25 protein-coding genes and 1 pseudogene are annotated in these 26,115 nt (G+C 56.9%); 10 read left to right on the forward strand and 16 right to left on the reverse strand.

Annotated elements, in window-relative coordinates:
- Nucleotides 1-4 precede the first annotated feature (4 nt).
- The 4 genes from V7676_RS00235 to V7676_RS00250 form a co-directional block, all read right to left on the reverse strand.
- On the reverse strand, nt 5-2,380 hold the full coding sequence (locus V7676_RS00235; RefSeq protein WP_335657652.1) for a TonB-dependent receptor: 2,376 nt from the start codon (nt 2,378-2,380) through the stop codon (nt 5-7).
- Nucleotides 2,381-2,656: 276 nt separating this feature from the next.
- On the reverse strand, nt 2,657-3,676 hold the full coding sequence (gene dmpG, locus V7676_RS00240; protein WP_335657653.1) for a 4-hydroxy-2-oxovalerate aldolase: 1,020 nt from the start codon (nt 3,674-3,676) through the stop codon (nt 2,657-2,659).
- Complete coding sequence (locus V7676_RS00245) at nt 3,673-4,629, reverse strand: acetaldehyde dehydrogenase (acetylating) (protein WP_335657654.1); 957 nt, start codon at nt 4,627-4,629, stop codon at nt 3,673-3,675. Before V7676_RS00245 ends, dmpG begins: the two co-directional genes overlap by 4 nt.
- Nucleotides 4,626-5,411 carry a 2-keto-4-pentenoate hydratase gene (locus tag V7676_RS00250; RefSeq protein WP_335657655.1) on the reverse strand — a complete coding sequence of 262 codons (786 nt, stop codon included), beginning with the start codon at nt 5,409-5,411 and terminating at the stop codon, nt 4,626-4,628. The genes V7676_RS00245 and V7676_RS00250 overlap by 4 nt, the downstream gene beginning before the upstream one ends.
- A gap of 105 nt (nt 5,412-5,516) precedes the next feature.
- On the opposite strand from V7676_RS00250, the gene V7676_RS00255 reads away from it, so the two are divergent.
- Entirely contained in the window at nt 5,517-6,284 is a 768-nt protein-coding gene (locus tag V7676_RS00255) for an IclR family transcriptional regulator (RefSeq protein ID WP_335657656.1), read from the forward strand.
- A 92-nt stretch (nt 6,285-6,376) separates the two neighbouring features.
- Here the strand turns inward: V7676_RS00255 and V7676_RS00260 are convergent, their stop codons facing one another.
- The 7 genes from V7676_RS00260 to V7676_RS00290 form a co-directional block, all read right to left on the reverse strand.
- Nucleotides 6,377-6,961: an FAD synthetase family protein gene (locus V7676_RS00260; protein WP_335657657.1), complete on the reverse strand. Its 585-nt coding sequence runs from the start codon at nt 6,959-6,961 to the stop codon at nt 6,377-6,379.
- Between the two features lie 58 nt (nt 6,962-7,019).
- Complete coding sequence (locus tag V7676_RS00265; protein ID WP_335657658.1) at nt 7,020-7,862, reverse strand: alpha/beta fold hydrolase; 843 nt, start codon at nt 7,860-7,862, stop codon at nt 7,020-7,022.
- Nucleotides 7,863-7,897: 35 nt separating this feature from the next.
- Nucleotides 7,898-8,650, reverse strand: a complete 753-nt coding sequence (locus V7676_RS00270; protein WP_335657659.1) for an SDR family NAD(P)-dependent oxidoreductase — start codon at nt 8,648-8,650, stop codon at nt 7,898-7,900.
- The gene (locus tag V7676_RS00275; RefSeq protein ID WP_335657660.1) at nt 8,647-10,065 is read right to left on the reverse strand and encodes an FAD-dependent oxidoreductase; all 1,419 of its coding nucleotides are present in this window, start codon (nt 10,063-10,065) and stop codon (nt 8,647-8,649) included. The genes V7676_RS00270 and V7676_RS00275 overlap by 4 nt, the downstream gene beginning before the upstream one ends.
- Nucleotides 10,047-10,922 (reverse strand): isocitrate lyase/PEP mutase family protein, encoded by an 876-nt coding sequence (locus V7676_RS00280; RefSeq protein WP_335657661.1) that lies wholly within the window; start codon nt 10,920-10,922, stop codon nt 10,047-10,049. Before V7676_RS00280 ends, V7676_RS00275 begins: the two co-directional genes overlap by 19 nt.
- 3 nt (nt 10,923-10,925) lie before the next feature.
- Nucleotides 10,926-11,519 (reverse strand): cysteine hydrolase family protein, encoded by a 594-nt coding sequence (locus V7676_RS00285; RefSeq protein ID WP_335657662.1) that lies wholly within the window; start codon nt 11,517-11,519, stop codon nt 10,926-10,928.
- A gap of 90 nt (nt 11,520-11,609) precedes the next feature.
- On the reverse strand, nt 11,610-13,880 hold the full coding sequence (locus V7676_RS00290; protein WP_335657663.1) for a TonB-dependent receptor: 2,271 nt from the start codon (nt 13,878-13,880) through the stop codon (nt 11,610-11,612).
- A 136-nt stretch (nt 13,881-14,016) separates the two neighbouring features.
- On the opposite strand from V7676_RS00290, the gene tcuA reads away from it, so the two are divergent.
- Nucleotides 14,017-15,474, forward strand: coding sequence for an FAD-dependent tricarballylate dehydrogenase TcuA (tcuA, locus tag V7676_RS00295; protein WP_335657664.1), 1,458 nt, complete (start codon nt 14,017-14,019; stop codon nt 15,472-15,474).
- On the opposite strand, the gene V7676_RS00300 is transcribed toward tcuA, so the two are convergent.
- Nucleotides 15,471-16,373, reverse strand: coding sequence for a LysR family transcriptional regulator (locus V7676_RS00300; RefSeq protein ID WP_335657665.1), 903 nt, complete (start codon nt 16,371-16,373; stop codon nt 15,471-15,473). The two genes, tcuA and V7676_RS00300, sit on opposite strands and share 4 nt — an antisense overlap.
- A gap of 123 nt (nt 16,374-16,496) precedes the next feature.
- On the opposite strand from V7676_RS00300, the gene V7676_RS00305 reads away from it, so the two are divergent.
- The 8 genes and pseudogenes from V7676_RS00305 to V7676_RS00340 all read left to right on the forward strand — a co-directional run.
- Nucleotides 16,497-17,396 (forward strand): VOC family protein, encoded by a 900-nt coding sequence (locus V7676_RS00305; protein ID WP_335657666.1) that lies wholly within the window; start codon nt 16,497-16,499, stop codon nt 17,394-17,396.
- Nucleotides 17,397-17,969 carry a flavin reductase family protein gene (locus tag V7676_RS00310; protein ID WP_335657667.1) on the forward strand — a complete coding sequence of 191 codons (573 nt, stop codon included), beginning with the start codon at nt 17,397-17,399 and terminating at the stop codon, nt 17,967-17,969.
- 10 nt (nt 17,970-17,979) lie between these two features.
- Complete coding sequence (locus tag V7676_RS00315; RefSeq protein ID WP_335657668.1) at nt 17,980-19,182, forward strand: acyl-CoA dehydrogenase family protein; 1,203 nt, start codon at nt 17,980-17,982, stop codon at nt 19,180-19,182.
- 3 nt (nt 19,183-19,185) lie between these two features.
- Nucleotides 19,186-19,986: an aspartate/glutamate racemase family protein gene (locus tag V7676_RS00320; protein ID WP_335657669.1), complete on the forward strand. Its 801-nt coding sequence runs from the start codon at nt 19,186-19,188 to the stop codon at nt 19,984-19,986.
- The gene (locus V7676_RS00325; RefSeq protein WP_335657670.1) at nt 19,983-21,332 is read left to right on the forward strand and encodes an FAD-dependent oxidoreductase; all 1,350 of its coding nucleotides are present in this window, start codon (nt 19,983-19,985) and stop codon (nt 21,330-21,332) included. The genes V7676_RS00320 and V7676_RS00325 overlap by 4 nt, the downstream gene beginning before the upstream one ends.
- On the forward strand, nt 21,329-22,078 hold the full coding sequence (locus V7676_RS00330; RefSeq protein ID WP_335657671.1) for a hypothetical protein: 750 nt from the start codon (nt 21,329-21,331) through the stop codon (nt 22,076-22,078). Before V7676_RS00325 ends, V7676_RS00330 begins: the two co-directional genes overlap by 4 nt.
- On the forward strand, nt 22,075-22,821 hold the full coding sequence (locus V7676_RS00335) for an electron transfer flavoprotein subunit alpha/FixB family protein (protein WP_335657672.1): 747 nt from the start codon (nt 22,075-22,077) through the stop codon (nt 22,819-22,821). Before V7676_RS00330 ends, V7676_RS00335 begins: the two co-directional genes overlap by 4 nt.
- An 88-nt stretch (nt 22,822-22,909) precedes the next feature.
- Nucleotides 22,910-23,116 (forward strand): annotated as a pseudogene (locus V7676_RS00340) (IS6 family transposase); the annotation flags it as partial.
- 222 nt (nt 23,117-23,338) lie between these two features.
- On the opposite strand, the gene V7676_RS00345 reads toward V7676_RS00340, so the two are convergent.
- The 4 genes from V7676_RS00345 to V7676_RS00360 form a co-directional block, all read right to left on the reverse strand.
- Nucleotides 23,339-23,968: a trimeric intracellular cation channel family protein gene (locus V7676_RS00345; RefSeq protein WP_335657673.1), complete on the reverse strand. Its 630-nt coding sequence runs from the start codon at nt 23,966-23,968 to the stop codon at nt 23,339-23,341.
- A gap of 235 nt (nt 23,969-24,203) precedes the next feature.
- A complete protein-coding gene (gene wrbA / locus V7676_RS00350; protein WP_335657674.1) occupies nt 24,204-24,803 on the reverse strand; it encodes an NAD(P)H:quinone oxidoreductase in 600 nt (199 codons plus the stop codon).
- Nucleotides 24,800-25,519, reverse strand: a complete 720-nt coding sequence (locus V7676_RS00355) for a DODA-type extradiol aromatic ring-opening family dioxygenase (protein ID WP_335657675.1) — start codon at nt 25,517-25,519, stop codon at nt 24,800-24,802. The genes wrbA and V7676_RS00355 overlap by 4 nt, the downstream gene beginning before the upstream one ends.
- Before the next feature lie 97 nt (nt 25,520-25,616).
- Nucleotides 25,617-26,024 (reverse strand): DoxX family protein, encoded by a 408-nt coding sequence (locus V7676_RS00360; protein ID WP_335657676.1) that lies wholly within the window; start codon nt 26,022-26,024, stop codon nt 25,617-25,619.
- Nucleotides 26,025-26,115: the final 91 nt, after the last annotated feature.

A 26,115-nucleotide genomic window follows, 5' to 3' on the forward strand; every position in this document is an offset into this window, starting at 1 on the left:
ATCATCAGAACTTGAAAGACGCGGCAAGTGCAATGGAGCGTGGACGATCAGGATAGACGATCGTCGCACCGTTTGATGTAGGCAAAGGCGCGATAAAGCTCGACGTCGCCTTATTTGTCAGGTTACGCGAGATCACAGCCAGTTCCCAGCTGCGGTCTTCGGGGCCGACGCCAACCCGCAAGTCGACCTTGGCAAATCCGTCTTGGCTAAGCAGCGGGTCCGCAGTCGCTGACATGAAGTAGCTGGACGAGAAGAACAGCGACGGATCGATCCGCAGCGCCAATGTGTCACTCAGCGACACATTCATATTAGCGCTCAAGGTGCCGGACCATTCAGGTGCATAGCCGCGCCGATTGCCTGACATATCCTGAACACACGTAGCGCTCTGTGCCGTGGCCAATACAGTACAAGATGCATTCGGAAAATCGGTATATTTTGCGTCAAGATAACCGATGTCTGCATTGATCCGCAGCCAATCGGCAGCTTGGATAGAGCCGCTTAGCTCAAGACCTTGCACCCGGGCACCCGCAGCATTGGCAGTGACGGCAGTAATTCTTTGAGATGCACCCGTTCCCGTGAAGAGAATCGTTGTTTCCTGCAGGTCTGAATAGTCCGACCGGAAAGCTGCAAGGCTGAAAGTACCAAGCCCCGAAGCAAAGGAACCCTTTAATCCGAGTTCGTAGGCATTGACGGTCTCGGGTCCGTAGATCCCACCTTGAGCACTGGCGTCAAAGCCGCCAGCCTTAAATCCAAAGCTGTAGGTCGCATAGGCCATGACGTCAGATGCTACGTCATACTCCACTCCGATCGACGGCATGAACTTGTCATCGCTGCGGCTCGTGATTGGATAATCGGTCATTGAAACACCGCGGTTGTTGCCAATGAGCAGCTGATCGGCCGCCGAAAAGGGCGTGAAGGCTTCGCCATCTGAACCGCCTAGTTCGCCGTCGATCAGGCCCCAGGTCATGGTTCGGTTGCCCTGCTTCTTGACCATAGAATAGCGCGCTGCCGCGTTAAACCGCAATGCATCGCTTGCACGCCAAGTCAGCGATCCGAACACGGAATAAACATCATCCTTCTGCGAGAGGGTTGGGCGACCCCCCACGGGTGAATTTGGTGCCAGCGGCGCGGTAAGCCCGGGTACGATCAGTACGAACGGTACAAAGTGAAAGCCTGTGCGGTTGCGGGCATCAAGTTTGCCATTGGCGTAATACCCGCCAACCATCCAGTCGATGCTATTGCCAGCATCAGACTGTAAGCGCAGTTCTTGGCTGAACTGCTCATAATCCTCAAGATTGCGCGTAGGTAGGATGCCGCTACCGCCGAAGCCAACATTCGGCGTCGGGATCAGCTGGATCTTAGCATCATTATCATGCTCGAAATAGGATGTAATCGACGTGAGTGTCATGCCTGAGAAGTCGAGCGTGTTGGTCCAAGCAGCCTCAGTATAATTATAGTTGAAATAAGTCTCGCGACCCGAGGCGCTATAGTCAAAATTCGATTCCGTTCCGCTGGCCAGCAGCTGACCGCAGGCAAGGCCCGCGCCACCATAGGCAACAGGTGGCGGACAGCCGACAATTTCGCCGGGGAAGGCATCGCGCGACCGAAGCCTAGCCATATCCACCCTCACATCACTGCGGAAGTTGTCGGTTGGCTCGAAACGGACAGAGATGCGGCCGATTGCGTCGCGCATCCGTGGCCCTTCGCGGCCAAGCGTTGGGTTGGCGACAAAACCGTCCATCCCCGAAAGTCGTCCGGCGATCCGTACCGATAGGCTATCTGAAAGCGGCGCTGTGACACCCGCTTCCAGTGAGTATTCGCCCTGTTCCAATTCATAAAGAGCGCTTGCATTGGCGGTAAAATCGCCACCCGGCTTGCGGGTGACAATATTGAGTGCACCAGCCACAGCATTGTGGCCGAAGAATGTGGTTTGTGGGCCGCGCAGGACCTCTACTCTGTCAAGATCGAAAAGCGCCGCACGGGTCGCTCGTGACCTTCCGCGATACACGCCATCGACAAAAGTCCCCACCGCTTGCTCGAAACCCACGTTTGCGCCGGATCCGACCCCGCGCACAACCAAGACGTCTGTGTTGGTGCCATTATTGATACGGACATTCGGCAAACGCGCCGTCACATCCTGCAAGCTGCGCAGGTCGGCTCGTTCCAGCTCAGCACCGCTCACCACCGATACGGCAACTGGAACATCCTGGAGACGCTGCTCACGTCCGCGCGCTGTGACGACAATTTCGTTGGGATCGAATACGGCTGCCCCCTGAGTGTCCGCATCTTGTGCAAAGACAATAGCGGGCTGTGCCATTGTCGTCAAAGCGACGCTAGTCAGCACAAAGTTGCGCGTTCCGCGCAAAACGGCGTTATTCATTTTTTCTCTCCCAAATCAGACACTGCGCTTGCGGCAGCTTGTCCTGTAATCCCTGGATCAAACTGCTACCTGCCATAGGTCATCGATGGTAGCGATATTTATCAATACCCGTTATCGGAATTGTCGTTAGGCTTCGACGCAAAAATCCGTGCGCTTAAATGATGACATGGCTTCGCTTTTTTCTCCGAAATGCCAAATCTAAGCCCCTGGAATCTATTGCTGTGTGAATGGAGCATGTTAGGCATAATCAGTGGTTCTTTAAGAACTTTGCGCGTTTTATCCTGCCAGATCGAGCGCGATGTCTACAATCATGTCTTCCTGTCCACCGACCATCTTGCGCTTACCGACCTCAGTCAAAATTGCGCGCGTATCGACCCCATAATCTTGGGCCGCCTTTTCAGCATGTCGAAGAAAGGAGGAATAAACGCCCGCATAGCCTAGCGTTAATGTCTCGCGGTCCACGCGTACGGGACGGTCTTGCAGCGGCCGAACGAGGTCCTCCGCGGCATCCATCAGCGTATAGAGATCGCAACCATGGTTCCAACCCATGCGATCGACTGCTGCAATAAAAACTTCAAGTGGTGCATTGCCGGCCCCTGCACCCATGCCCGCGAGCGAGGCATCGACCCGAACTGCACCATTCTGGACAGCAACAATCGAATTGGCGACACCAAGAGCGAGATTGTGATGCGCATGCACGCCGCGCTGGGTCTCTGGCTTAAGTACACGGTCATACGCCTGAAGGCGCGCGGCATATTCATCCATGTTCATGGCCCCGCCGCTGTCGGTAACATAAACACAATGCGCGCCAAAATCTTCCATGAGCTTAGCTTGAGTGGCGAGCGATTCGGGGTTGGTCATATGGCTCATCATCAGGAATCCAGATACGTCCATACCGAGGTTGCGGGCCGCCTCAATGTGCTGCTTCGAGACATCCGCTTCGGTGCAATGCGTAGCGATGCGGACCGAGCGCACGCCCAGATCATAAGCCCGCTTCAGGTCATGTACGGTGCCGATGCCGGGAAGCAACAGCGTGGTCAGTACGCTATGTTCGAGTACCTCGGCCACTGCGCCAATCCAGTCCCAATCTGTGTACGCGCCAAAACCATAGTTGAAGCTGGAGCCTTGCAACCCATCGCCATGGGCGACTTCAATTGCATCGACCTTGGCATTGTCGAGTGCTTTGGCAATCGCCTTCACATGATCGAGGCTATACTGATGCTTGATTGCATGCATTCCGTCGCGGAGCGTGACGTCCTGGATGTAGAGTTTAGTGGTAGTGGGATCTAAGTTCATACCGCTAGTCCTTCGCGCATTCGTACAGCAATTTTTTCGGCAGTTTTTAGCGCTGCTGAGGTCATGATGTCGAGATTGCCGGCATAAGCGGGCAAATAATGCGCCGCGCCCTCGACCTCCAGAAAGATGCTGACCTTGAGACCGGTAAATTCGCCACCTTCACCATCATTCATCTCGGGGATACTTAAGGGCTGGTTGGATCCAATATGTTCGAACTGAACTTTCTGCTTGAGCCGGTAGCCGGGCACATAGCCTTGCACTTCTGTAACCATGTCCTCGACCGATTTGGCAATCGCCTCCTGCTCCGCTTCATCGCACAGGCAATAAACCGTGTCGCGCATGATCAGTGGTGGTTCGGCAGGGTTAAGGATGATGATCGCCTTGCCGCGCGTTGCTCCGCCAACATCGACAATGGCTTGCGAAGTCGTTTCGGTAAATTCGTCAATATTTGCGCGGGTGCCGGGGCCGGCGCTTTTCGACGAGATCGAGGCAACAATCTCGCCATAATGTACTTTGGCGACGCGGTTCACGGCGTAGACCATCGGGATCGTCGCCTGTCCGCCGCAGGTAACCATGTTGACATTAAGCGCATCGAGATGATCATGGCCGTTGACAGGGGGGATCGTATAGGGGCCGATTGCTGCAGGTGTCAGATCGACAACGCGTTTGCCATGTTGTTGCAGGATGTCATTATGATGCTTGTGCGCTCCCGCCGAGGTGGCATCAAAGACAATCTCGATGTCCTGGAATTCGGGCATCGCCACCAGCCCGTCAATGCCATCGGAGGTGATCGCCACGCCCATCCGTTCGGCGCGTTTCAGGCCATCGGATTCGGGATCAATGCCGACAAAGACACTCATTTCCAGCACGTTGGACAGGCGCATGATCTTGATCATCAGGTCGGTACCGATGTTGCCCGAGCCGATAATGGCGACTTTGGTCTTGGCGCTCATACTGCCTCTCCATAGGTGAAGCCGCATTCGCCAATCCCGCCAATGATTGTGTGCACGCGATCGCCCGGCGTCAACGTAACCATCGGGCCAAGCGCTCCTGCCAGCAGGATGTCACCTGCATGCAGAGGTTCGCCGCGCTCTGCCAGTGTGCGAGCAAGCCAGGCCGCAGCATTGAGAGGGTTGCCAAGTGCCGCTGCACCGACGCCGGTCGACACGGTTTCACCGTTTATGGTCATGGTCATCGGAGCACGTTCGAGGTCAAGTCCGGTAAGCGTCAGTCCGTGTTCGGCCAGCACGAAGAAGGCCGAGGAGCCATTGTCGGCCACCGTATCAGCAAAGGTGATCTTCCAGTCGGCGATACGGCTGTCGACGATCTCGATCGCTGCATGCACGCTGGCGACCGCAACAGCCACATCTTCAGCAGTTGTATTGACAGAAGGTATATTCGCGCCAAGCACAAAGGCGATTTCCGCCTCCGCCTTGGGCTGCAGGCAACTGGTCGGGTCGAGATTGCCACCATCTGCCACGCGCATATTGTCAAACAACACACCGAAATCGGGCTGGTCAACGCCAAGCTGCTTCTGCACCGCCTCAGCCGTCAGCCCGGCCTTTCGCCCTACAATTCTGCGCCCCTGCGCTTCCCAGTAACGTGTGTTGATTTCCTGCACCGCATAAGCGCCCATGACATCGGTGGGGTCGAGCCATTGGCGTAACGGCGCCATCGCTGAACCTTCATAGGCAGCGCGCAACAACTGCGCGGGTTCTTGGTATTTCGTGTCCATACACCATGCTCCTTGCGCTGCCGTAATATACCTCGGGCCATCCCACGCAAACAACTGACAGCAGGGAATTCTTGCATAGTGAAAATTGCTGCTGCAGAATAGGTCATGGCAACCACACAATCTTCCACTCTCGCCAAGGGTCTGCGTCTACTGCAGGCGATCGTCGCCGACGGCGGTCGCTCGACGCTGGGGGATGTAGCTGCTGAACAGCAAATACCTCTGCCCACCGCATATCGGCTTGCCGTCACGCTCGAAGCCGAAGGCTATCTCGAACGCCAGGCAAAGGGCTGCTATCTACCCGGGCGCGAAATTTCTCGGCTCATGCCGCTAATCCTGCGGTCCGAAGACCGTATCGCTGTACGTCTGCGCCGTCCGATGAAAGTGCTCGCCGCCAAATACCGGGTGTTCATGCATTTCGGCATTCTGGAGGACGGGATGGTCACTTATCTCGTCAAGGAGAACGGCGGGGTCCAGGAACTGTTTACCGAGGAACGCATGCAGTTGGAGGCTTATTGCTCTGGTATTGGTAAGATATTGCTGGCAGCGATGCCCGAAAAGGAATTGCAGGCTTATCTTTCAACCGGACCGTTTCCGGCCTTGACTGCCCGTACGCTGACCGATCCTGAGGTGATCCGCAAGGAGCTAGCGGCGGTGCGGGAAGACGGTGTCTCCTTCGATCGCTTCGAGATTCGCGACGACATTTTCTGTATGGCATTGCCGGTCGCTGATCCGAAGGGAAGTGTCATCGGCGGGCTATCGGTCAGCTTCCTAGACGAAATCCCCGATGCCATAAAGCTTGCTAGCCTGCGACGTTCGATGACGGGGCTTATCAAGAGTGCATTACAAAAGGAATTTGATACGAATGTAGTCTGAGCTGATACGATCACCTTGCTGCGCTCAACAAAAATTGTTGGGAGGGTAAGAGTACTGCAATTACCGACCATTCAACAGGTAGAAAAATCAATTCAGGCCATCAGTCGGCTTGCTGCCCAAGGATCACGACCCAGTAATTGCCGAATGCGTGTGCTGGAGATGACTTCCCCCCGCTCGCAGCATACCGCATCAAGAATTTGCACATTAAAGCGCGTGGAAAGCAGCGCAACATCACCAATGCTTTGGAAGCCGAAACGGAAGTCCGCGCCCACCCAGATCTCGCACGGGTTCAGCCTCGCCAACTCTTCCATGAACTCTTCGGCACTGCGCGAAGCAAATTTATGATCAAACTTGGCCACCACTGCACGAGATACTCCGAGCAATTCTATCTTGCGGAGTTTTTCTTCGGCTGAGGTCAGCACTCGGACACCTGCAAAGAAGGCCTTGGGTGGCGTGTCGAAAGTATAGACAACCGACGGGCAAGATTTTTGTCGTGCGGAAGCGACAGCCGAACCTATCAGCTTCTGGTGCCCCCGGTGCACCCCATCGAATGCGCCTATTGCCACGACGCTGGCGTCCAGCTTGAGCTGGTTCGCAGCAAAGGAACGCAGGCGGCTATGAGTGAGCGCCATTGCCGCGGGTTCACTGTTAGCGGATCGGTTACTAACTATTGGCATCGGAAATGTTCCTCTTCACTCAATTTCGCGTCCGGTCGTCCGAAAACGCGCGCCTGCCTCAATTATGCTTGATGAAATCGGCCACCATCCGGTTGAACTCTTCGGCATGCTCGATCATCGCCCAATGGCCACAGCGGTTGAGCAGAACGAGCCGCGAATTGGGGATATGTGCGCAGAGCAACAGTGAATGCTCGTATGGCACGACGCGATCATCGCGACCATGAATCAGCAAGGCCGGGATATGCATCTTCATCAACTGGTCCATCGGCGCCCAGCTGTTGATGGGGCCGCCTTTGTTCAACATGTCGAGGAAGTTAGTGAGATGCTCAGGCCGGCCCATGGCTGCGTCGGAACGGGCCTGGCACAGATCGGGGCTGGCGAATGACTTGTCATAAACCATGATGTTAACCAGCGCCATCATCGCTTCCGGCGTGGGTGTGCGATAGGCTTGCTGCAAATATTTCAAGCCCTCGGTCGGCCCATCTCCTGCGCTGAACAGCTTGGGCATGGGGCTGGAGCCGGAGCCCATAGTGATGAGGTGGCTCACCCGATCAGGATGGTCGACCGCAACCGATAGCGCAACGATGCCGCCCATCGAATTACCGATAAGAGCAGCCTTTTCGATTCCCAGCGCGTCCATGAACTGAATGGTCGCACTGTTATGGTCGAGCGTTTCTTTGGTGCACGCCTGCGAATCCCCCCAGCCCGGCATGTCCAGCGCATAAACGTGGAAATTCCTGGCCAATTCCTCGATATTGCTGGAAAAATTGCTCCAGCCGGTTGCCCCCGGCCCGCTGCCGTGGATCAGGATCAGCGGATGGCCTTCGCCCGCTTCATAATAGCGCAGCTTCCAGTCTTTTGTCTGGACGTCGCGGGAGGCTTGTTCTTTGGTAAGTGCCATGTCTAATTCCTTCTTTTTGGGCGTCTTGCGGAGAGTCAATCCATCCAGAGACCGCCGTTTACGTCGATAATTTCACCGGTCACAAAAGCATTTTCACGCGCGCAAAGCCAAGCCACCATCCCGGCGACTTCATCGGGCGCGCCAAGGCGTCCGGCGGGGATTTGCCGGACGAGCGCTTCGGGAAAGCTGGTCGTCATCGGGCTAGCGATGGGGCCTGGGGCAACAGCGTTGACGGTGATGCCATCCACCGCGAGTTCCTTGGCGAGATAGAGTGTGAGCGCATGAACACCTGCTTTAGCTGCGCCATAAGCGGCATTGCCTGCACGCTCCTGTTCGCCCGCATCGATCCACGGCCTCGGGTTGCCACCATTCTTGCCGAGGACAGAACCAATGTTGACGATGCGTCCGAATTTCTGCGCCTTCATCGGCGCGATGACGGCTTGGCAGGCGAGAAAAACGCCTCGCAGATTAATGGTGTGGACACGGTCCCATTCGTCGAGCCCAATCGTTTCAAACGCGCCAAGCGAGGTGACACCGGCGGCGTTGACAAGGCAATCGATCCGGCCAAAATCGGTCATGGCCATATCAATCAATGCGCGGACTTGGACTGGGTCGGCCAGATCAGCGGCATAGCTGCGGCTTTCCCCGAACATGTTTGTTGACGCTTCCTGGTCAGCGAGCGCGAGCCGTGCACCGCCCTCTGCCATGCGTCGTGCCACCGCACTGCCGATCATCCCGCCCGCGCCGGTGATGAGCGCGACCATACCGTCGAGTGCGATGCGGGTCATTGCGCTTGTCCGCAGGCGTGAAGTGCGGCCTGCCGTCCGAACACCGCGCCGCGTAGTACTGAGGTCGAGCCGGTATAAGTGCGGTAGTAGATGCCTATAGTCTCGCCAGCTGCGTAGAGGCCGGGGATCGAACGCCCGTCCTGATTAATCACGCGGGCATTGCGGTCCACCTTGAGCCCGCCGAAGGTGAATACATTGGCCGAGATGATGGGCCATGCGCGGTAGGGCGCACTGTCGATAGGGCGTGCCCAGTTAGATTTTGGAGGAGAGAGCCCTTGGGTGGCGAGGCCGTCCTTTTCGAGCGGTTTGAACGGGCCCTCCACACAGGCGGCATTATAGGCACCAATTGTTGCCGACAGCGCTTCTGCAGGAAGATCCATTTTCTGAGCCAGATCCGCGATGCTGTTTGCGACCACCGGAGCCTGATCAGTGCGGCTGCCTTTCTGCCAATTGGGGACGTCATCCAACTGCGCGTCGGCTATCATCCAAGCTATGCCGTCGCGTTGCTCGAATATTCGGCGCGTCACGCTTTCATAATGCGCATCAACTGTGCCGGGGGCCTCGTCAGTAAAGCGTGTCCCAGCCTTGTTGACCAAAATGCCATAAGGGAAGGTAAATATGGCAGGCTCGGCTACGCCCGAGCGCGGGTCAATCGGTTCGGCATGGTAGCTGCCGAAATCGCCATTGGGCGCTGCCCCGATATCGAGCGCCATGCGGATGCCTTCGCCCTTATTATAATGTCCGCCGCGCGCGACCGGGCGCAGGTTAATGGCACTGGCGCCGATATAGCGGGCGAGCATCTCCGGATTGCCCTCAAAGCCGCCGCAGGCAAGGATCACGGCGTCACCCTTGATTTCACCGGTGTTAGTCGAGAGGCCAGTGATGCGGCCTTTGGTCATGAGCAAATTCTGCGCCGTCGTTTCAAAGCGGAATTCGACACCCTTGGCTTTGCAGGCCGCGGTTAGTGTTTCCACCATCACAAGCCCGCCGCCGACAGGCAGCAGGCGCGTCGTCGTTGTGGTAATGAAAGCGGTCGGCAGGAAATCGAAACGCAGTCCAGCGCTCTCGAGCCAGCGCAAGGTTGGACCGGCATTGTCGGCAAAGGCACCAAGAAAATCGGGATCAACCGTCGATTGGCTGCGTGCAAGCGGCGACCAGTCAGCATGGTCACGCACCATTTCCTGTTCAATGCTTGGATCGGTGTAGCCGCCTGCGTTGGCCATGAAGTGATCGATAAAATCGTCCGCGACGTCATCCATCGATTTCATGCGCAAATAGGCTTCGGTATAGCGGGTGTTGCCGCCGTGCTCGCCTTCGCTGGCGCGTTCGATGATCGTGACCTTTGCGCCACTCTCGGCAGCTGACAGCGCTGCGCTTAATCCCGCAATTCCGCTTCCTACGACAATGATATGCATTGGGTTGCTAACTCCCCTTTAAAGCGCTGCTCGAGCGCGTCCCACTTGCCTTTGGCTACGGCGGCCTGGCGTTCATCGAACGATGCGAGCCGATCATGGACGGCATTAAGCGACCCGGTAGCCTTGAGCGAGGCGAGTACCTCTGATGATGCCCGAACGGCAGCCTGCAGCGCAGCATTTGCGTAGAGCACGATGCCGAAGCCCATGTTCGCTAATTCGCTTTGCGGGAGTGCAGGCGTCTTGCCGCCGTGGACGATGTTCGCGACCTGCGGAACGCCGAGCGCAGCAATCCGCCGCATCTGGCCCGCATCGCGTGGCGCTTCGACAAAGGTCATGTCCGCTCCCGCTTCGATGAAGGCTTCCGCTCGTTCAAGCGCCGCGTCCATACCCTCCACTGCGAGCGCATCGGTGCGAGCGATGATCAACGTGTCCTTCGTTCGCGCGTCCGCTGCAGCCTTGATCTTGGGGAGCATGTCGCTGAGCGGGACGACGCCCTTGCCATTGAAATGACCGCAACGTTTGGGAAAGACTTGATCTTCAAGCTGGATCGCACAGGCACCAGCGCGTTCCAGAACTTTCATCGTTCGCCAGGTATTGACCGCATTGCCAAAGCCCGTGTCCGCATCGACTATGAGCGGCAAGCTTACGGCATCCGCGATGCGGGAAACGGTCTGGGCGATGTCATCCAGCGTAGTGAGGCCGATATCGGGTGCCCCCAAAGTCATATTGGCGATTCCCGCTCCTGTGACATAAACGCACTCAAACCCCTGGTCCTCAATGATCCGGGCGAACAAGGCATTTGCCGCTCCGGGAGCCAATACGGCCTGGCGTCGTGCAATAATCTCCCGCAACGTCATTGCTTATTCCTCGCCCGCCGACGCCACAAAGTCAGCGGTCGTGCCGACGGTACCCAGGGCGGGTGCGATCATCGCAATGAAATGGTCGTGCAGTGCGGGATTGGGTGCGGCGCAAATATCCTCGATCACCACCGGCGCAAAACCAGCGTCATCGGCAAAGCGTGCCGTGCTTTCTACGACGAGATGCGTGGCGACGCCGCCCATATAGAGGCGCTTGATGCCGTTCTGCATCAGCCAGGTCATCAGTCCGGTGTTGAAAAACGGATTGACGCACTGTTTGGTGATGACCAGCTCGCCGTCGAGCGGCGCAACCATTGGGTGAAACTCGGTTCCGAACTCGCCAACGATCGCGGCGCGGTTGTTCTTTAAGCCCTCAATCCGGGCGGCGACGCTCAAGCAATCGGCATAATCGGAGCGAAAGCCAAGCCTGACATGAACTACTGCCATGCCTGCTTTGCGCGCAGAATCAAGGCAGCGTTTTGCATTGACCAATACGCCACGATCTTCGACTATCTTGGCGAGTCCATGCGCGCCCACCTTGCCATTGGGATCGACCATTTCATTTTGCAGATCAAGTAATAGCAGGGCAGATTTCATTCTGGGAACTCCGATTGTGTAATGTCTCTCACGCGCCTGATGGCGGTACGGGGGAGGAGCTGGATTCAAAAATGAGGCGATCCTGACGGATCAGTAACGGAATGACAGGGTCGCGCCGTATGTTGCGGGTTTACCGGCAAAACGCGCCGACACGTCCGCGATCCGGTAAGCGTTGGTCCAGTAATATTTGTCGGTGATGTTGCGGCCCCAGATGCTCAGTTTCCAGCGATCATCGTCAGAACCCACGCCAGCACGAAGGTCGATCAATGTGTAGCCGTCAATGCTCAGGATCGCATATTCGCCGAGCCCGCCATTAGTCTTGCTGCGCATTGTGGCATTTGCGCCTAGGAAGCCGTTAAGATTGCCCGATACGGGAAACTCGTAATCCGCAGCGAGCGAACCCTGCCATTTCGGCGTGTTGGGATAGGCTTCACCCTGAAAATTGCGCGAGACGCCGAACGGATCGATATTGTTGAAATTGCCAATACGAGTATTGACATAGGTCAAGCCGCCATTGAGGGTTAGCCCCTCGACCGGGCGGAGGATCAGCTGAATCTCAGCACCCTTGATCTTTGACTTTGGAATATTGACGAGCCTGTTCAGCGTGCCAAAAGGAGGAACATTGTCGCTACCGAGCACTTGCTTGTCGGAATAATCATAATAGAAGACCGCGCCGTTAATCTGCACCGCGCGGCTGGGTGAAAGCTTGAACCCTATTTCATAGGCGGTTAGCTTCTCCTGCGTCGCAGGATCATATTGGAATGCAAGCGCGGCCGGGATCAGCGGGAATGCACCAATCTTGAAACCGCGGCTGACATTGGCATAGACCAGCGTATCCGAATTCGGCGTGAAATCGAGACCGATGCGCCAAGATAGATTGTCTTCCTTGAGCGTATTAAAGGTAGGGGCCCCTGCGCCGGTCGCGTTGAACTGGGTGCACTGAGGATTACCGGGGATGCCCAGGATGAGGGCAAGCGCGCCGTTTGCCGAGTTTCCTGTGCAGCCTACAAATCTGTTGCGCGTTTCGGTATAACGAAGCCCCGCGTGCGCCGTGATCTGATCGTTGAAGGCAAAATCGACGTTCGCAAAGGCCGCCAGATTGCGGAACTTCTGCGAGGACGAAATGTCGATCGCATCGGGGATGGGCGCACCGAAGAATAGGTTGAAAGCGCGAAAGCCGCTGCCACTGGTCGAAGTCAGGGTTTGCGTTTCGAGAACCTTGTTATTCTCGTAATTGCCACCGATGATCCAGCGGCTACCCTCGCCAAACTCCCCTGACAAGCGGATTTCCTGAAACAGCGCCTTGATAGACCCCCGGTCAATCGTATCCACAATTTGTAGGCTGGTCGCATCCGGATCCACCCGATCATTTTGTTTATAATGCGCATAAGACGTCAGCGAGGTCAGCGTCACGGCGTCGTCAATTTCATAATCGAATCGTGCGGTTGCCTGTGCTTGGCGATCATCGCGCTTGGGCTGCAGCGACGCGGTCCAATCTGCTGCACGCGCACCGGATGCCAGCGGAAAGGCGAACAGCCGGGCATCAACGGCGGGAGGGACAAGCGGATTGACCTGGATCAGCTGAGCCGCCTGCACGTCCGATTTATCCCAGAAAGCGCTTACACCTAATTTGGCGGTTAGGCGCTCGCTGGCTTGAATATCAAACTGCAACCGCATTTGTGTGAAATTGCGTTTGCCGAGGGTTTCGTTGCGCGTCGTGCTTTGCTGCCAGTCGCCTGAGCCTTCGTGGCGAGCAGCAAGGCGGACGCCGACATTGTCGCCGAGCGGACCGGAGACAAAGCCGCCGAGTTCCCAGGCGTTAAAGCGGCCATATCCGGCATCGATGCCACCTTCGAAACTGCTGGTAGGACGGGCGGCGATGTAGTTCACGGCTCCACCGGTAGAGTTCGAACCAAACAACAAGCCTTGCGGACCTTTCAGTACTTCGACACGTTCAAGATCAAAGCTGGCACCGCGTGACATTGCTGAAAAAGGCAGTGGAGCTTCGTCCTGATAGACGGTGACCGTCGGGGTCGAGGCAATATCATAATTGTAAAAGCCGACACCGCGCAGCGAGTAGACCGGAGTACTGTAAGCCGATTGCGTGAAAGTGAAACCCGGCACGATTTTACCCAGATCATCTGCGCTTCTGATGCCCGCTGCGGCCAGATCATCACCTGACGCCGCTGTAATCGACATCGGTACATCATTGACTGATTCGGCGCGCTTCGTCGCAGTCACAATAATCATGTTGCTTTCGGCAATCTCATCAGACCCTTGGGCATATGCTGTGCCAGAAGCAGCAAGTACGGCTGCGACCGTGAAAGCGGATGCAGTTGCGAGATGGCGCATCGACGTCATGAGTTTGTCACTCCCCTACCTAAGAATGCCGCCGAACGACGGCTGTTTATTTTTCTATTGACGTGACTGCTAAATCATTGGCATCATCGAGAACAGCGATATATTTTGATAGTCTGTATTGATATAGGTGATACCAATGAATAAAAGTCGACATATTTTGGTGGTAGGTGCAGGTAATGCCGCGCTGTGTGCAGCGATCTCCGCCGCGGAGAATGGCGCGCGTGTGACCATGCTGGAACGTGCGCCTGCTGGAGCACGGGGAGGGAACTCCGCCTTTACCGGTGGATGTTTCCGCACGGTGTATGATGGAGTTGAAGATATCAAAAAGCTTGTCCCGGATCTGACCGAGGAAGAGCAATCATCGAGCGACTTCGGCCGCTACGATGCCGAAAAGTACTACCTCGATCTGTGCGACCTCAGCGGCTACCGGGCTGATCCCGTCCTGATCGATCTGCTGGTCGAGCAAAGCCTGCCCACCCTCTTGTGGATGCGCGATCAGGGTGTGCGCTTCCTGCCTGCCTATGGCCGCCAGTCGTTCAAGGTGGACGGGCGCAACATCTTCTGGGGCGGGCTGACAATTGAGACGGCGGGCGGCGGGATCGGGTTGGTCGATGCACTGTTCCGCCGGGCTGAAGCGCTCGGTGTGGAGGTCCTCTATGATCACAAGGTTGAGCGGCTCCTAGGTGACCGGCATCATGTGCGCGGGGTTATGGTCAACGGGGAGGAGCTTCTCGCCGACGCCGTTATCCTCGCTGCTGGTGGCTTTCACGCCAATACCGAATGGCGCGTGCGTTATCTCGGCCAAGGCTGGGACCTCGCCAAGGTGCGCGGTTCACGCTACAATACCGGCAATGTTATCCAGGCGGCGTTCGACATCGGTGCGCGGTCACATGGCAACTGGTCGGGCTGTCACAGTGTTTTCTTCGATGCAGGCGCGGACGATTTCGGAAACATTGCCGTGCTTAACCAACAGAAGAATTATTTCACTCTCGGCATCGTAGTTAATAGCGACGGCCAGCGTTTCTTCGATGAAGGCAGCGATTTCCGCAACTACACCTACTCTAAAATGGGCGCGGCGATCCTGAAGCAGCCCGGCGGAACGGGCTGGCAGATTTTTGACGCACAATCGACTAAGATTCTCCCAGATGAATATAGGGTGCCACGAGCAGCCCGCTTCGAGGCGAATACGCTCGAAGCGCTGGCGGCGAAACTGGAGGGGATCGATAAGGAAGCCTTCCTCAAAACTGTGGCGGACTTCAACTCAGCCGTCGATGAGGCCGCTCTGTTCAACCCAGCAGTCAAGGATGGGCGCCGAACCAGCGGCCTTGCCATCGACAAGAGCAATTGGGCGCGCGCGATCAGCGAACCGCCCTTCGTCGCCTACCAAGTGACCTGTGGGATCACCCTGACTTACGGCGGTCTTGCCATCGACGAACAGGCGTGCGTGCAGAATGAAGAGGGCGAACCTATGGCTGGGCTTTACGCAGCGGGCGAACTGGTCGGCGGGCTCTATTATGATCGCTACCCAGGCGGCGCTGGTCTAACCAGCGGCTCTGTATTCGGACGCATCGCAGGCGCGATTGCAGCAGGCTAAATGCTCGCAATATCAACCAGCGTTTCCCGTAGCCACGTCAAAGCAATATCCTTCCCCTGATCGGGGCGCCACATCGCGGCAATCTCCAGTTCCGGTGTGGGCAGCGGGACTTCGATCCATTTGAGATTCCATTCGCCGGTGAGCGATTCAGCAAGGCGTTTGGGGAGGATCGCGACGGCATTACTCGATGAGACAATGCGGGCGAAAATGAGGTAGTTGCCCATCGTCAGGCGCAAATTGGTGTGTTTGTTCAGATCGTCCCACAACATCATTTCGTGATTGAAGATGACGCGGGGCAACGCGGAATAGCCGATATGCGGCAACGCCAGAAATTCGTCCGATGAGATGTCTGCGTGGAGCGCCTCATTGTCTTTTGCGGCGATACATACATAGCTATCTTGATAGAGGACCTGTTTATCCATACCCTCCGTCCGCAGCGCGTTTGCAGGGATAATGAACATGTCGATATCGGGCCGTGTGGAGCGGTTGATGAATTGAGGGCGCATGTCGACGAAATCGAACGACAACTGCGGTGCTTCGGCCATGGCGCGTTCGAACAGCCTTGCGCCGAACAGCGCCGCGAAATAGTCCGCCGTCGCGATCACGATTCGCCGCTCGACGGTTTCAACTTCGCCGAACGACTTGGTGAGCACGGTGCGAACGCCATTGAGCAGTTGCGCGACGTCGGGCATGATCTGTTCGGCGAGCGGGGTCGGCACCATCTCACTACCCGACCAGGTAAAAAGCTCATCGTCGAGCGCAAGGCGGAGCCGGTTGAGCGCGGCACTGACGGTCGATTGGGCAAGGTTTAACGTCTTTGCTGCATTTGAGACGTTTCGCGTCGTCCAGATCGCTTCCATCGTGGTCAGCAGGTTTACGTCAAAGTCTCGTAGTTGCATTGCTCGCGCTCCTTATCATCTTTCATGATAGTGCGTATCCAAAAATATCGTTTTATGCAATAGACATTGCTCAGCTAGCACACTCAAAGGAAATCGCGACTCAATGCGATCGGAGAGTGATGAATGGCCGAACTGCAAAATCTTGCTTATGTCGTTGTTGCCGCGAGCGATCTTGAGGCATGGCGTAGCTATGCGACCGATGTAATCGGTCTCGGAACCGTTGATACAGATGCGGGCGATCTGGGTCTGCGGATGGACGATCATCCCTGGCGTTTGCTTATCGAGTCCGGTGAGGATGATGATCTGACGCATGCGGGCTGGGATTTGGGTTCGGACGCGGATCTCGACGAATATGTCGCGGCGTTGCGGGTGAACGGTCAGGAAGTGCGCGAAGAAAATGCAGAAATGGCCGCTAAGCGCCATGTCACCCGCCTTTTCAGCCTCTTCGACCCGAACGGCTTTGCCCACGAATTCTTCGTAAGTCGGACTGACGTGCAACAGGATGGCGGCGCGCTTTCTCCCATTCTGCGTGGGCCGGGATTTCAAACAGGCGACTTGGGTATTGGTCATATTCTTCCCGTATCAAAAAATTATAAAGAGGGCGTACGCTGGTATCAGGACGTACTCGGCCTGCGCTATAGTGACCGCATCCGGCAGGAAATGGCACCAGGCGTTTACGCCGATGCGACCTTCTTCCACAGCGCGACAGGGCGTCATCATTCGCTAGCAACAGGCACATTCCCTTCGGACAAGCGGCTTAATCACCTCATGCTCGAATATCGCGACATGAACGATGTGGGCTTAGCCTATGAACGCGCCAAGAAGGCCGGGATTCCGATCGTACTCGAACTGGGGCATCACCCCAACGACCAGATGTTTAGCTTCTACATGCGCACGCCTTCGGGCTTCGGCATCGAACTTGGCTATGGCGGCGTGGTCATCGAAAAAGATACCTGGGAGCCCCAGCTATATGATGTGATGTCGGACTGGGGCCATGCCCGCAATATCGCGATGGTTGATTAAATGTCCGTCTCTCTCGCTACCGTTGAAAAGCCTAGCGTCGCATCGACGCCGGCAGTTCCGCAAACACCTGATTTGTTTCGGCAGGGAATGCGGCGGCTGGCAGGGGCCTGCACGATCATCACTTCCGTCGCACCGGGACAGGGGCGCGAAGGCTGGACAGGAATGACCGCCACTGCCGTTGCATCGGTGACCGCTGATCCGGCCCGCCTGCTGGTTTGCATCAACCGGTCTACATGGGCGCACGGTATTGTCAGCCAGTCACGAATTCTTGGAGTGAATGTCCTTGGCGATGATGCCTTACCCTTGGCCAAACGATTTGCCGGTGGCGTGCGTCCGGAAGAAAAATTCACCGAAGGGAACTGGCTGACCACCACCTCGGGTGCTCCATTGCTTTCCAGCGCTTTGGCGAGTTTTGATTGCCTGGTCAGCGAAAGCATCGAGGCGAGCACGCATGACATCTTCATCTGTGATGTCCTCGGCGTGCTGCTGCGCGAACCAGGCGGAGATCCGCTAATCTATTTCGATGGATCGTTCCTTCCGGAACGCCCGACCCAGCAGAACCCAGAGCAATAGGAGACTCTTCATGCAACCTGCAGTACTTGAAAGAACAAATGTCCAGATACCGACCAGCGACGAGCTGGTTGCGCGCGCCGCGGCGATGGTGCCTGGCCTTCGGGATCGTGCCGAAGAGATTGAAAAGGCCCGACAGGTGCCGAAAGACGTAGTGCAGATGTTCAAAGACGCGGGCTTCTTCCGCATTCTTCAGCCAAAAGCTTTTGGTGGATGGGAAATGAATCCGATCGTGTTCATGCGCGTGCTCGGTGAACTCGGCCGGGGATGTTGCGCAAGCGCCTGGATCATGATGATTCTGGGTGTGCACAATTGGGAATTCGGGCTGATGGAAGCGCGCGCCGGAGAGGATGTGTGGGGTGAAGACGATGAAACGATCATTGCATCGTCTTATCCTCCCGTGGGTGACATCACCAAGGTCGAAGGCGGTTGGCGGATAAAGGGTCGCTGGCCAACGTCGAGTGGTAGCGATCACGGGAAATGGGCATTCATCGGTGCACTCGAAAAGAACGAAAAAGGTATTCCCGTCGACCGCCATGCGTTGCTGGTGAAGCGCGAAGACTATGAGATCATTGATGACTGGTTCACCTTCGGTCTGTCGGGCACGGGATCGAAGAGCCTGCTAATCAAGGATGCCTTCGTGCCCGATCACCGTGCGCATTCGATGATAGACTACAAGCTTGACGACCGTCCGGTAAACTATCTGTTCCCGTTCGCGACGGTGTTCTACTCATCGGTGTCGTCCGTAATCATCGGCTTCGCGCAGGGCGCAATCGACGTCTTCATCGAGCAGATGCAGGTCCGGGTTGACAATGGCTCCGGTGCCGCAACGCGGCTCAGCCCTTATGTCAAGGACCGGCTGGCCAACGCGGTGGCCAAGGTCCGCGCCTGCCGTGCGCGGATGGAGCATATGATGGCGCATTGCACCGCCATCGTGGAACGCCGTGAACTCGTTTCGAACGACGACCGCATACACTATATGCTCGACATGGCCCGGATCGGCCGCGAGTGCGAAGAAGCTGCACTTACGATATACAAGTGTACCGGCGCACGCGGCGTGTATTCTTCCAATCCGATCCAACGCTATCTCCGCGATACACTGGTTGCGGCAAACCACATCACCCAGGACGCTGACAATAATGCAGGTGCATTGGGCGGTTATCTGCTGAGCGGCGAGCTTCCTCCGATGCTCTACGAAAAGCCGAAACTGGCCTGATCCATGGCGATCCGCATCTGGCACCAGAGCTTCACTGTCCTCAGTGACCTTGAAGCTTACGACGCGGCCTTGCAGGAGCATTTCCGGCGCGTGTCGCGGCCGGATACGGTCATCGACATGCACGGGATGCGGGAAGGCACGTATCGCACCAATTATCCGGGCGATGACATCAAGCATGTCGGCTTCCAGTTCCTGCATTCGATTCAGTTCATGCAAGGCGCATTGCTCGCTGAACGACAGGGTTATGATGCCTATGCTCTGAGCACCCTGCCCGAGCCAGGGCTGCGCGAGATCCGGGCGCTGATTGACATTCCCGTGGTTGGATATGGCGAATGTGCAGCACGTGCTGCCGGCAGGAACGGTCGCAAGTTCGGGGCGCTAGTGTTCATCCCGGAACTGGCTGAATTGTACAGCGACAATATCCACCGTCATGGGCTGGGTGGCCAGCTTGTCGGAGCGCGCGATGTGGGCTTCCGTTTTACAGATGTGCTAGCCGCTTTCGACCGGCCGGGGCCGCTGATCGACCAATTCCGCGACGCTGCGCGCCGACTGATCGCGGCCGGTGCACAGGCTATCGTGCCTGGAGAGGCTCCGCTAAACGTGTTGCTGGCGATGAACGGGGTAACAGAGGTCGACGGGGCCGAGATTATCGATTCGCTTGGCGCGTGGGTGCGAACTGCCGAAGCGGAGGTTGAGCTCCATCGAACGGGTAGGGCCGAGGTTGGTTCCGGTTATTTCGGTGCCATTCCCGATCCAGTGCGACGTGATGAAATTCTCGCCTTTTATGGGCTGAAACCGATATGAGTGATGTGATCGTGGTTGGTGGTGGGGCAGCGGGATGGGCTGCGGCACTTGCCGCGGTGCAGGGCGGCGCCAGCGTGGTGCTGTTCGAAAAGCTCGCCGAGTCCGGTGGATCTTCAGCGCTGAGCGGCGGCTGCCTTGCTCTCGCCGGAACTGACCTTCAGGCGGCACAAGGCGTCGCCGACGGCCCGGACCTGCTGTTTAAGGATTTGTGTGAGGTGGGCCAGCATGTCAACGATGCTGCATTGGTCCGGACCTATTGTGACGCCCAGCTAACGACCTATGATTGGCTTAAAGAGGCTGGAGTCGGCTTCAGCCCAGTGATCGAAACCGCTTCCGGTCAGTCTGTCCCCCGTGTGCACACTGTCGATCCGGCAGATCTGGTGCGCGCGCTCAAGGCGATGGCCGAGCAGGGCGGTCGTGTTGTTTATCGGTCGAATGCTGCAGTCAAGAATCTGCTCTCCGCTCCTGACGGGCGAGTGACGGGGGTACAACTAGAGAGTGGACAGGAGCTGCTGGCGAATAAGTCCGTTATCATCGCGAGTGGCGGCTTTGCCAAGAATCCCGAAATGCTCAACCAATATGCGCCGCAATATGCCGAAGCTGTATTTGTTGCGGGTGCAGGATCGCAGGGTGACGGTCTGTGCATGGCAACCAGCATCGGCGCTGATCTTCGCGACATGAACTATGTCAAAGGTACGTTCGGCAAGCACCCCACCGACGAAACCAATGATCACTCGCTGCAAGCGGTTTACAAGGGCGCAATCGCGGTCAACCAGGATGGACAGCGGTTTGTCGATGAAAGCATTTCCTACAAGCTGCTCGGTGATGCCGTCATGGCCCAGCCCTGGCATACCGGCTACCAGATCATGGACCAAGGCATCTTCGATACTGGCGATGACCGCGTCCGCATTCTCGATTTTGGAAGGCGCCTTGAGGAAGGACTTTTCTATGTCGGCGACACGCTGGAAGAATTGGCGACGCAAATCGAGATAGATGCTGACACGCTCGTCGCAACAATCGCGCGGTATAATGGCTATGTTGAGGCCGGAAACGATCCCGATTTCGGCCGAGAACACCTTGTCCACCAGCATGGCGTGCTTCGGAAGATCGAGACGCCGCCATTTTATGCATATCCCTCGACCGCGGTGGTCTTTGGCACCTATTGCGGCCTGCGCATTGACCCCCATGCCCATGTGCTGCGTGCAGACGGATCGCGCATCGATGGCCTGTTTGCGGCTGGCGAAGTCACCGGCGGTTTTCATGGTGCCGCCTATATGACTGGTTCGGCATTGGGCAAGGCGGTGGTGTTCGGCAAGATCGCTGGCGAAGCCGCCGCCGCGTCATGAAGATCACCGTCCTGTTGGCGGGGGTTCTCGACCCCAAATGGCCGGTTGCACCCGATGGTGATGGGTTGCCCGTTCGACCGGCTGCTCAATTGGCACTAAGCCCATTTGACGAGGCCGCTCTGGAGATCGCACTGAAGATTCGGGACAAAGCCTTAGACACGGAAATCAGGGTCATCGTCGGCGGCGGCGAAGAAGCGATCAAGATCGCCCGCACGGTCTGTGCGCTCAATGTTCCCGATGTCCTTACGGTCGACCATTCGACATTGTGGGACCAAGCCGCTGTGGCACGCGAGCTTGCCCAGTGCAGTCTTGGCAGTGACCTTGTCCTGATCGGCCGCGAATATGGCGATTGCGACGACGGGCTTGTCCCATCGATGCTGGCGCGGCTACTGGGCTATGACTATTTTGGCAGGGTGCAGGTTCTTGATGCAGGCGAGCCACCCAAGCTGCTGCGCGAGAATGGTGCTTTCGTGGAACGGCTCGTGCTTGACCGGCCCGTGGTCGCCAGCGTTACCAATGATCGGCGTTCGCGCCTGCGCAAGCCGCTGATGAAAAACGTGATGATGGCGCGGCAGGCGCAGGTCGGAGCAGTTGATGCTGTTGCAGCCCAAGGCGATGCTCTTAAGCTGGCTGGAGTGAGCCAAGTGGCGGGTTCGCGTTCAGCCGTGGAATGTACGATCATCGAAGGCACGCTTGAACAGCAGGCCGAACTGCTGGCCGCGCTGCTGCTGGATGATGCCGCATGATCGGCTGGCAGGTTCTGTGTGTGGAGGCGCTCGGGCCCGAGCCAACCGAGATTCCGCCGCTGTCCGGGCCGACCGTGCTGGTCTTTCCCGCCGATGCGACCGGCGATGCACTGGCCGGCGCAACGGCGGTAGTCTGCGGAGCCGAAGTGCTGGGTCGGATCACGCACCTGTCCGTTGCCGGAGATAGGGTGGAGGCGAGCCGGTCTTCACATGGTGGGCGCATTGCAATTAGAGTAAGCAGCACCAAAAACTTTGTTATCGCAACGGCCAACACCATGCCTGCATGCGACGGCGAAATCACTCTGGGCGCTGAATCTCCGCTCACTCTGGAACGTGAGGCAATTGTCGACCAGGCAGTTGCACTGGAAGGCGCGCCGATCGTCCTAGCGGGAGGGCGCGGGCTCGATGAGGCGAGTTTTGCTCAGCTTGAGAAACTTGCTGCGCTGCTCAAGGGGGCGGTGGGGGCGAGCCTTCCGGCTATAGATCTAGGGCTTGCACCGGTATCGCGGCAAGTCGGACAGTCGGGCAAGTTTGTTACGCCACGTATTTACCTGGCTGCGGGGCTTTCGGGCACACCGCAGCACTTGGCTGGGATCGGCAGCGCCACCAGACTGCTGGCGATCAACTCCGATGCCGAGGCGAGCATCTTCCGTTATAGCGAAAGCGGGGTTGTGGGCGATGCCCGGATCATCCTGCCGAAATTGGTCAAGGCGGTTGAACGAAAGCTGGCCCAATGCAGCTAGCGGACGGTCTTCTTGACGCATGTCTCGTTTGGGCATTGTCATATTTACTTTGCTAGCGATATGGGCAAGTCTACGATAGTATAAATCGGTGCAAAAAATCTCGTTCGAGCGCCATCGTTTTCCATCTGAACTAATTGTCGGTGCGATCTGGCTTTATGCAAGGTTCAACCTGAGCTTTCGCGATGTGCCAGATTTGTTGGACGAACGGGGACTAGATGTTTCTTTTGAAACTGTTCGCCGATGGTTTATCAAATTTGGCAACGGGATCGCCCGTAATTTGAGGATCGGCAGGCCCACCCTCAGCCAATTGGCTAATTATAAACCTTTTCGGCATAGCCCAAGGCGTCTGGAAATGGTCTGCTTTCCGCCAATCTGCTTTCGGAACTTTGACTTCTGAAGCGGACGTTTCGTCAGCACTACGTTCCGGACATGCGCGCCGTGCATCATTCTGGACTGTTGAACCTTATTAGGAATCGATCGGAAATTGTGCCATCAGCTGACGGGCCGCTGATAACACTTAGGCCTCGGGCCCCCGGGACTTGTAACGAGGGAGCGCCCATCCGCGCGATAGCGCTCCCGCTCTCAACCCGAACCCGCAGGCCAGCGCCAACCCGATTGCAATTTCACGCTGAAGGCCCAGCAAATGCAGGATGATATAGGTTGAGGCTGCCAGAACCGCTGCAGTCACATAAATCTCGTGAGAAAAGATTATGGAGTCTTCTTTTCCAAGAACGTCCCGGATGATTCCCCCAAAGCACGCTGTAATGACGCCCATAGTGATCGAGACCAGTGGGGCCTCTCCTAACGCATTGGCCTTTTCGGCCCCGGCGGTCGCGAAGAGCGCGAGCCCCAATGCATCGAACCACAATATCCATTGATGTCGGGAGGCGGCGAGATGGGCTGTGAAGAAAACCGAAACAGAGACTATTATACACACCCCGAGATACTCCGGACGATCCATCCAGAAAACCGGTTGACTGTCGAGCAAGAGATCACGGATGGTCCCCCCGCCGATCCCAGTGATCGTGCCAAGCAGGATGAAGCCGATGACGTCCATCTGATTGCGTGAGGCGACCAGAGCGCCGCTTATGGTGAAAACCACGATGCCAAGCCAGTCGAGGGCGGCTATACTGCTTTCGAATATCACTTTGATGCTCTTCCCTAAATCGTCATTGCTTCCGCACCACAGTCGAGGATCATTTTGAGATGATTCTTTGCCCCGCTCCGGGAATGCCGTGTCCTCTGGTAGCCTATTGGAAAACGCGAACAAATCCATATATAAAGTGCGAGCCTTCAGTCGCATGAGCGGCGGCTGCAAGCTCCTTCTTCAAAGGGGGCATTTGATAAGGTGCGCGACGCTGCCTGCCCCCCTTGAGAATTGATTACGCGAACAGTTTTTCGGCGGTTTTGGCCGCGCGCGATCCGAGATACCGGGCACCGGCAAGATCATCTTCATCGGGTTGGCGGCTGCCATCCCCACCGGCAATGGTAGTAGCACCATAAGGCGCACCACCACGAACCTTGTCATGTCCCGATTGGCCTTCAAACCCATAATCGAGGCCAACGATGGTCATCCCGAAATGCAGCATGTTCGTGATCAGGGAAAACAAGGTGGTTTCTTGTCCTCCGTGCTGCGTCGCGCTGGCAGTGAAGGCTGCGCCAACCTTCCCGTTCAATGCACCGCGCGCCCAGAGACCACCGGCCTGGTCGAGAAACGCCGCCATCTGCGACGATACCCGTCCGAACCTTGTGCCGGTGCCAATGACGATTGCGTCGTAGCCTTCCAGTTCGTCGATCGAAGCGATCGATGCATCCTGGTCCAGTTTGAAATGATTGGCACGAGCGATCTCTTCCGGGACCGTCTCCGGCACTCGCTTCACATCTACAGTCGCGCCTGCTTCTCTGGCACCTTCCGCGACTGCTTTGGCCATCGTCTCGATGTGACCGTAAGTCGAATAATATAACACGAGAACTTTGCTCATAATGTCACTCCTTCATTTGTGATTTGATCGTCATTCTGGCCGAATGCATAGGCATCCATCCGCAAAACACCGTATGTGTTGCTGGTATGAAGCCTTTCGGCAGCCGCCTTTGGTCCTGCTGCCCCTAGTGCAACGAACAGGGGTAGTAGATGCTCTTCGGTCGGGTGATTGCGCTGGGCATTCGGAGCGAGGCGCCGGTAAGCAAGAAGATCGCAGGTGCGGTCTTCCACAAGAGCCGCATCGAACCAATCCGCAAAATCGGTGACCCATTCGGGCTCTTCCATAGCTTGCTGTCCGCGCCAGCTGGAGAGGTCATGCGTGTAGCTGCCGCTGGCGATAATCAGGACGCCTTCATGAGTAAGGGGCGCAATGGCCCGTCCGACTTCGAGATGATGTCCCGGCCCAAACTGGCTTTGCACCGAAAGCTGCACGACGGGAACATTTGCCTCTGGCCAGGCCAGCATCAAGGGAACCCAAGCCCCGTGGTCGAGGCCGCGGGATTTATCGGTGGCTGCAGACAGACCGGCATCGCCCAGAAGATCGACTACGCGTTCTGCCAATTCCGTGGAGCCGGGTGCAGGATAGGAGAGGCGGTAGAGCGCATCGGGAAAGCCGGAAAAATCATGGATCGTCTCGTTCTTCTCGACAGCATTGACGGTGGCAATGCGCGTCTCCCAATGGGCTGACACCACCAGTATCGCGCGCGGACGGGGCATGGTGGACGCCAACCCCTCGAGGAAGTAGCGGGCTGCTACGTCCTCGAGTGGAAGCGTCGGAGCCCCATGCGAAAGGAAAAGGGGGCGAAGCATGGCTTCAGGCCTTCTCTGCGAACGGATTACCGATCGCATAGGCACCGTCGCCAAACATTGACTGCGCTAGCAAGGTCACTGCCCAGAATACGGGATATTCCCAGCCACCTCCCGGATTCGAAAAGCTGAAGCCGCTGGGAAGATGCGGTATGATTGCTCCGATCATTATGACCAGCGCGCCAAGTGCGGCCCAGCGGGTCATGAAACCCACGATCAGCGCAAGGCCCAGCCCAATCTCGCCCGCCATGACGGGATAAGCGAGGATGCCTGGAAACCCGATGCTTTCGAAGAAGCCGGCCGTTCCGGCAGGGGTGAATACGAAAAGCTTGGTCAGTCCGTGAGTCAGCAGGAGCGTGCCACTGGTTACTCGCAACAGGGCAATGGCTCGTGAAATTGTATAAGTGTCGGTCATAAAATCCTCCAGTTGGGTTGCCCACTAGATAGACTGATACGGATACGCATTAAATTATCTAAGATTGACTACCAGCTATGCGTTTTCGTAT

This window comes from Parasphingorhabdus sp., assembly GCF_036963805.1.
Classification (GTDB): Bacteria; Pseudomonadota; Alphaproteobacteria; order Sphingomonadales; family Sphingomonadaceae; genus Parasphingorhabdus.

What these genes read in the sequence shown, in the direction of transcription:
- V7676_RS00235 (WP_335657652.1), bottom strand. Translation starts at nt 2,380, where the DNA reads ATGAATAACGCCGTTTTGCGCGGAACGCGCAACTTTGTGCTGACTAGC.
- dmpG (WP_335657653.1), bottom strand. Translation starts at nt 3,676, where the DNA reads ATGAACTTAGATCCCACTACCACTAAACTCTACATCCAGGACGTCACG.
- V7676_RS00245 (WP_335657654.1), bottom strand. Translation starts at nt 4,629, where the DNA reads ATGAGCGCCAAGACCAAAGTCGCCATTATCGGCTCGGGCAACATCGGT.
- V7676_RS00250 (WP_335657655.1), bottom strand. Translation starts at nt 5,411, where the DNA reads ATGGACACGAAATACCAAGAACCCGCGCAGTTGTTGCGCGCTGCCTAT.
- V7676_RS00255 (WP_335657656.1), top strand. Translation starts at nt 5,517, where the DNA reads ATGGCAACCACACAATCTTCCACTCTCGCCAAGGGTCTGCGTCTACTG.
- V7676_RS00260 (WP_335657657.1), bottom strand. Translation starts at nt 6,961, where the DNA reads ATGCCAATAGTTAGTAACCGATCCGCTAACAGTGAACCCGCGGCAATG.
- V7676_RS00265 (WP_335657658.1), bottom strand. Translation starts at nt 7,862, where the DNA reads ATGGCACTTACCAAAGAACAAGCCTCCCGCGACGTCCAGACAAAAGAC.
- V7676_RS00270 (WP_335657659.1), bottom strand. Translation starts at nt 8,650, where the DNA reads ATGACCCGCATCGCACTCGACGGTATGGTCGCGCTCATCACCGGCGCG.
- V7676_RS00275 (WP_335657660.1), bottom strand. Translation starts at nt 10,065, where the DNA reads ATGCATATCATTGTCGTAGGAAGCGGAATTGCGGGATTAAGCGCAGCG.
- V7676_RS00280 (WP_335657661.1), bottom strand. Translation starts at nt 10,922, where the DNA reads ATGACGTTGCGGGAGATTATTGCACGACGCCAGGCCGTATTGGCTCCC.
- V7676_RS00285 (WP_335657662.1), bottom strand. Translation starts at nt 11,519, where the DNA reads ATGAAATCTGCCCTGCTATTACTTGATCTGCAAAATGAAATGGTCGAT.
- V7676_RS00290 (WP_335657663.1), bottom strand. Translation starts at nt 13,880, where the DNA reads ATGACGTCGATGCGCCATCTCGCAACTGCATCCGCTTTCACGGTCGCA.
- tcuA (WP_335657664.1), top strand. Translation starts at nt 14,017, where the DNA reads ATGAATAAAAGTCGACATATTTTGGTGGTAGGTGCAGGTAATGCCGCG.
- V7676_RS00300 (WP_335657665.1), bottom strand. Translation starts at nt 16,373, where the DNA reads ATGCAACTACGAGACTTTGACGTAAACCTGCTGACCACGATGGAAGCG.
- V7676_RS00305 (WP_335657666.1), top strand. Translation starts at nt 16,497, where the DNA reads ATGGCCGAACTGCAAAATCTTGCTTATGTCGTTGTTGCCGCGAGCGAT.
- V7676_RS00310 (WP_335657667.1), top strand. Translation starts at nt 17,397, where the DNA reads ATGTCCGTCTCTCTCGCTACCGTTGAAAAGCCTAGCGTCGCATCGACG.
- V7676_RS00315 (WP_335657668.1), top strand. Translation starts at nt 17,980, where the DNA reads ATGCAACCTGCAGTACTTGAAAGAACAAATGTCCAGATACCGACCAGC.
- V7676_RS00320 (WP_335657669.1), top strand. Translation starts at nt 19,186, where the DNA reads ATGGCGATCCGCATCTGGCACCAGAGCTTCACTGTCCTCAGTGACCTT.
- V7676_RS00325 (WP_335657670.1), top strand. Translation starts at nt 19,983, where the DNA reads ATGAGTGATGTGATCGTGGTTGGTGGTGGGGCAGCGGGATGGGCTGCG.
- V7676_RS00330 (WP_335657671.1), top strand. Translation starts at nt 21,329, where the DNA reads ATGAAGATCACCGTCCTGTTGGCGGGGGTTCTCGACCCCAAATGGCCG.
- V7676_RS00335 (WP_335657672.1), top strand. Translation starts at nt 22,075, where the DNA reads ATGATCGGCTGGCAGGTTCTGTGTGTGGAGGCGCTCGGGCCCGAGCCA.
- wrbA (WP_335657674.1), bottom strand. Translation starts at nt 24,803, where the DNA reads ATGAGCAAAGTTCTCGTGTTATATTATTCGACTTACGGTCACATCGAG.
- V7676_RS00355 (WP_335657675.1), bottom strand. Translation starts at nt 25,519, where the DNA reads ATGCCCCGTCCGCGCGCGATACTGGTGGTGTCAGCCCATTGGGAGACG.
- V7676_RS00360 (WP_335657676.1), bottom strand. Translation starts at nt 26,024, where the DNA reads ATGACCGACACTTATACAATTTCACGAGCCATTGCCCTGTTGCGAGTA.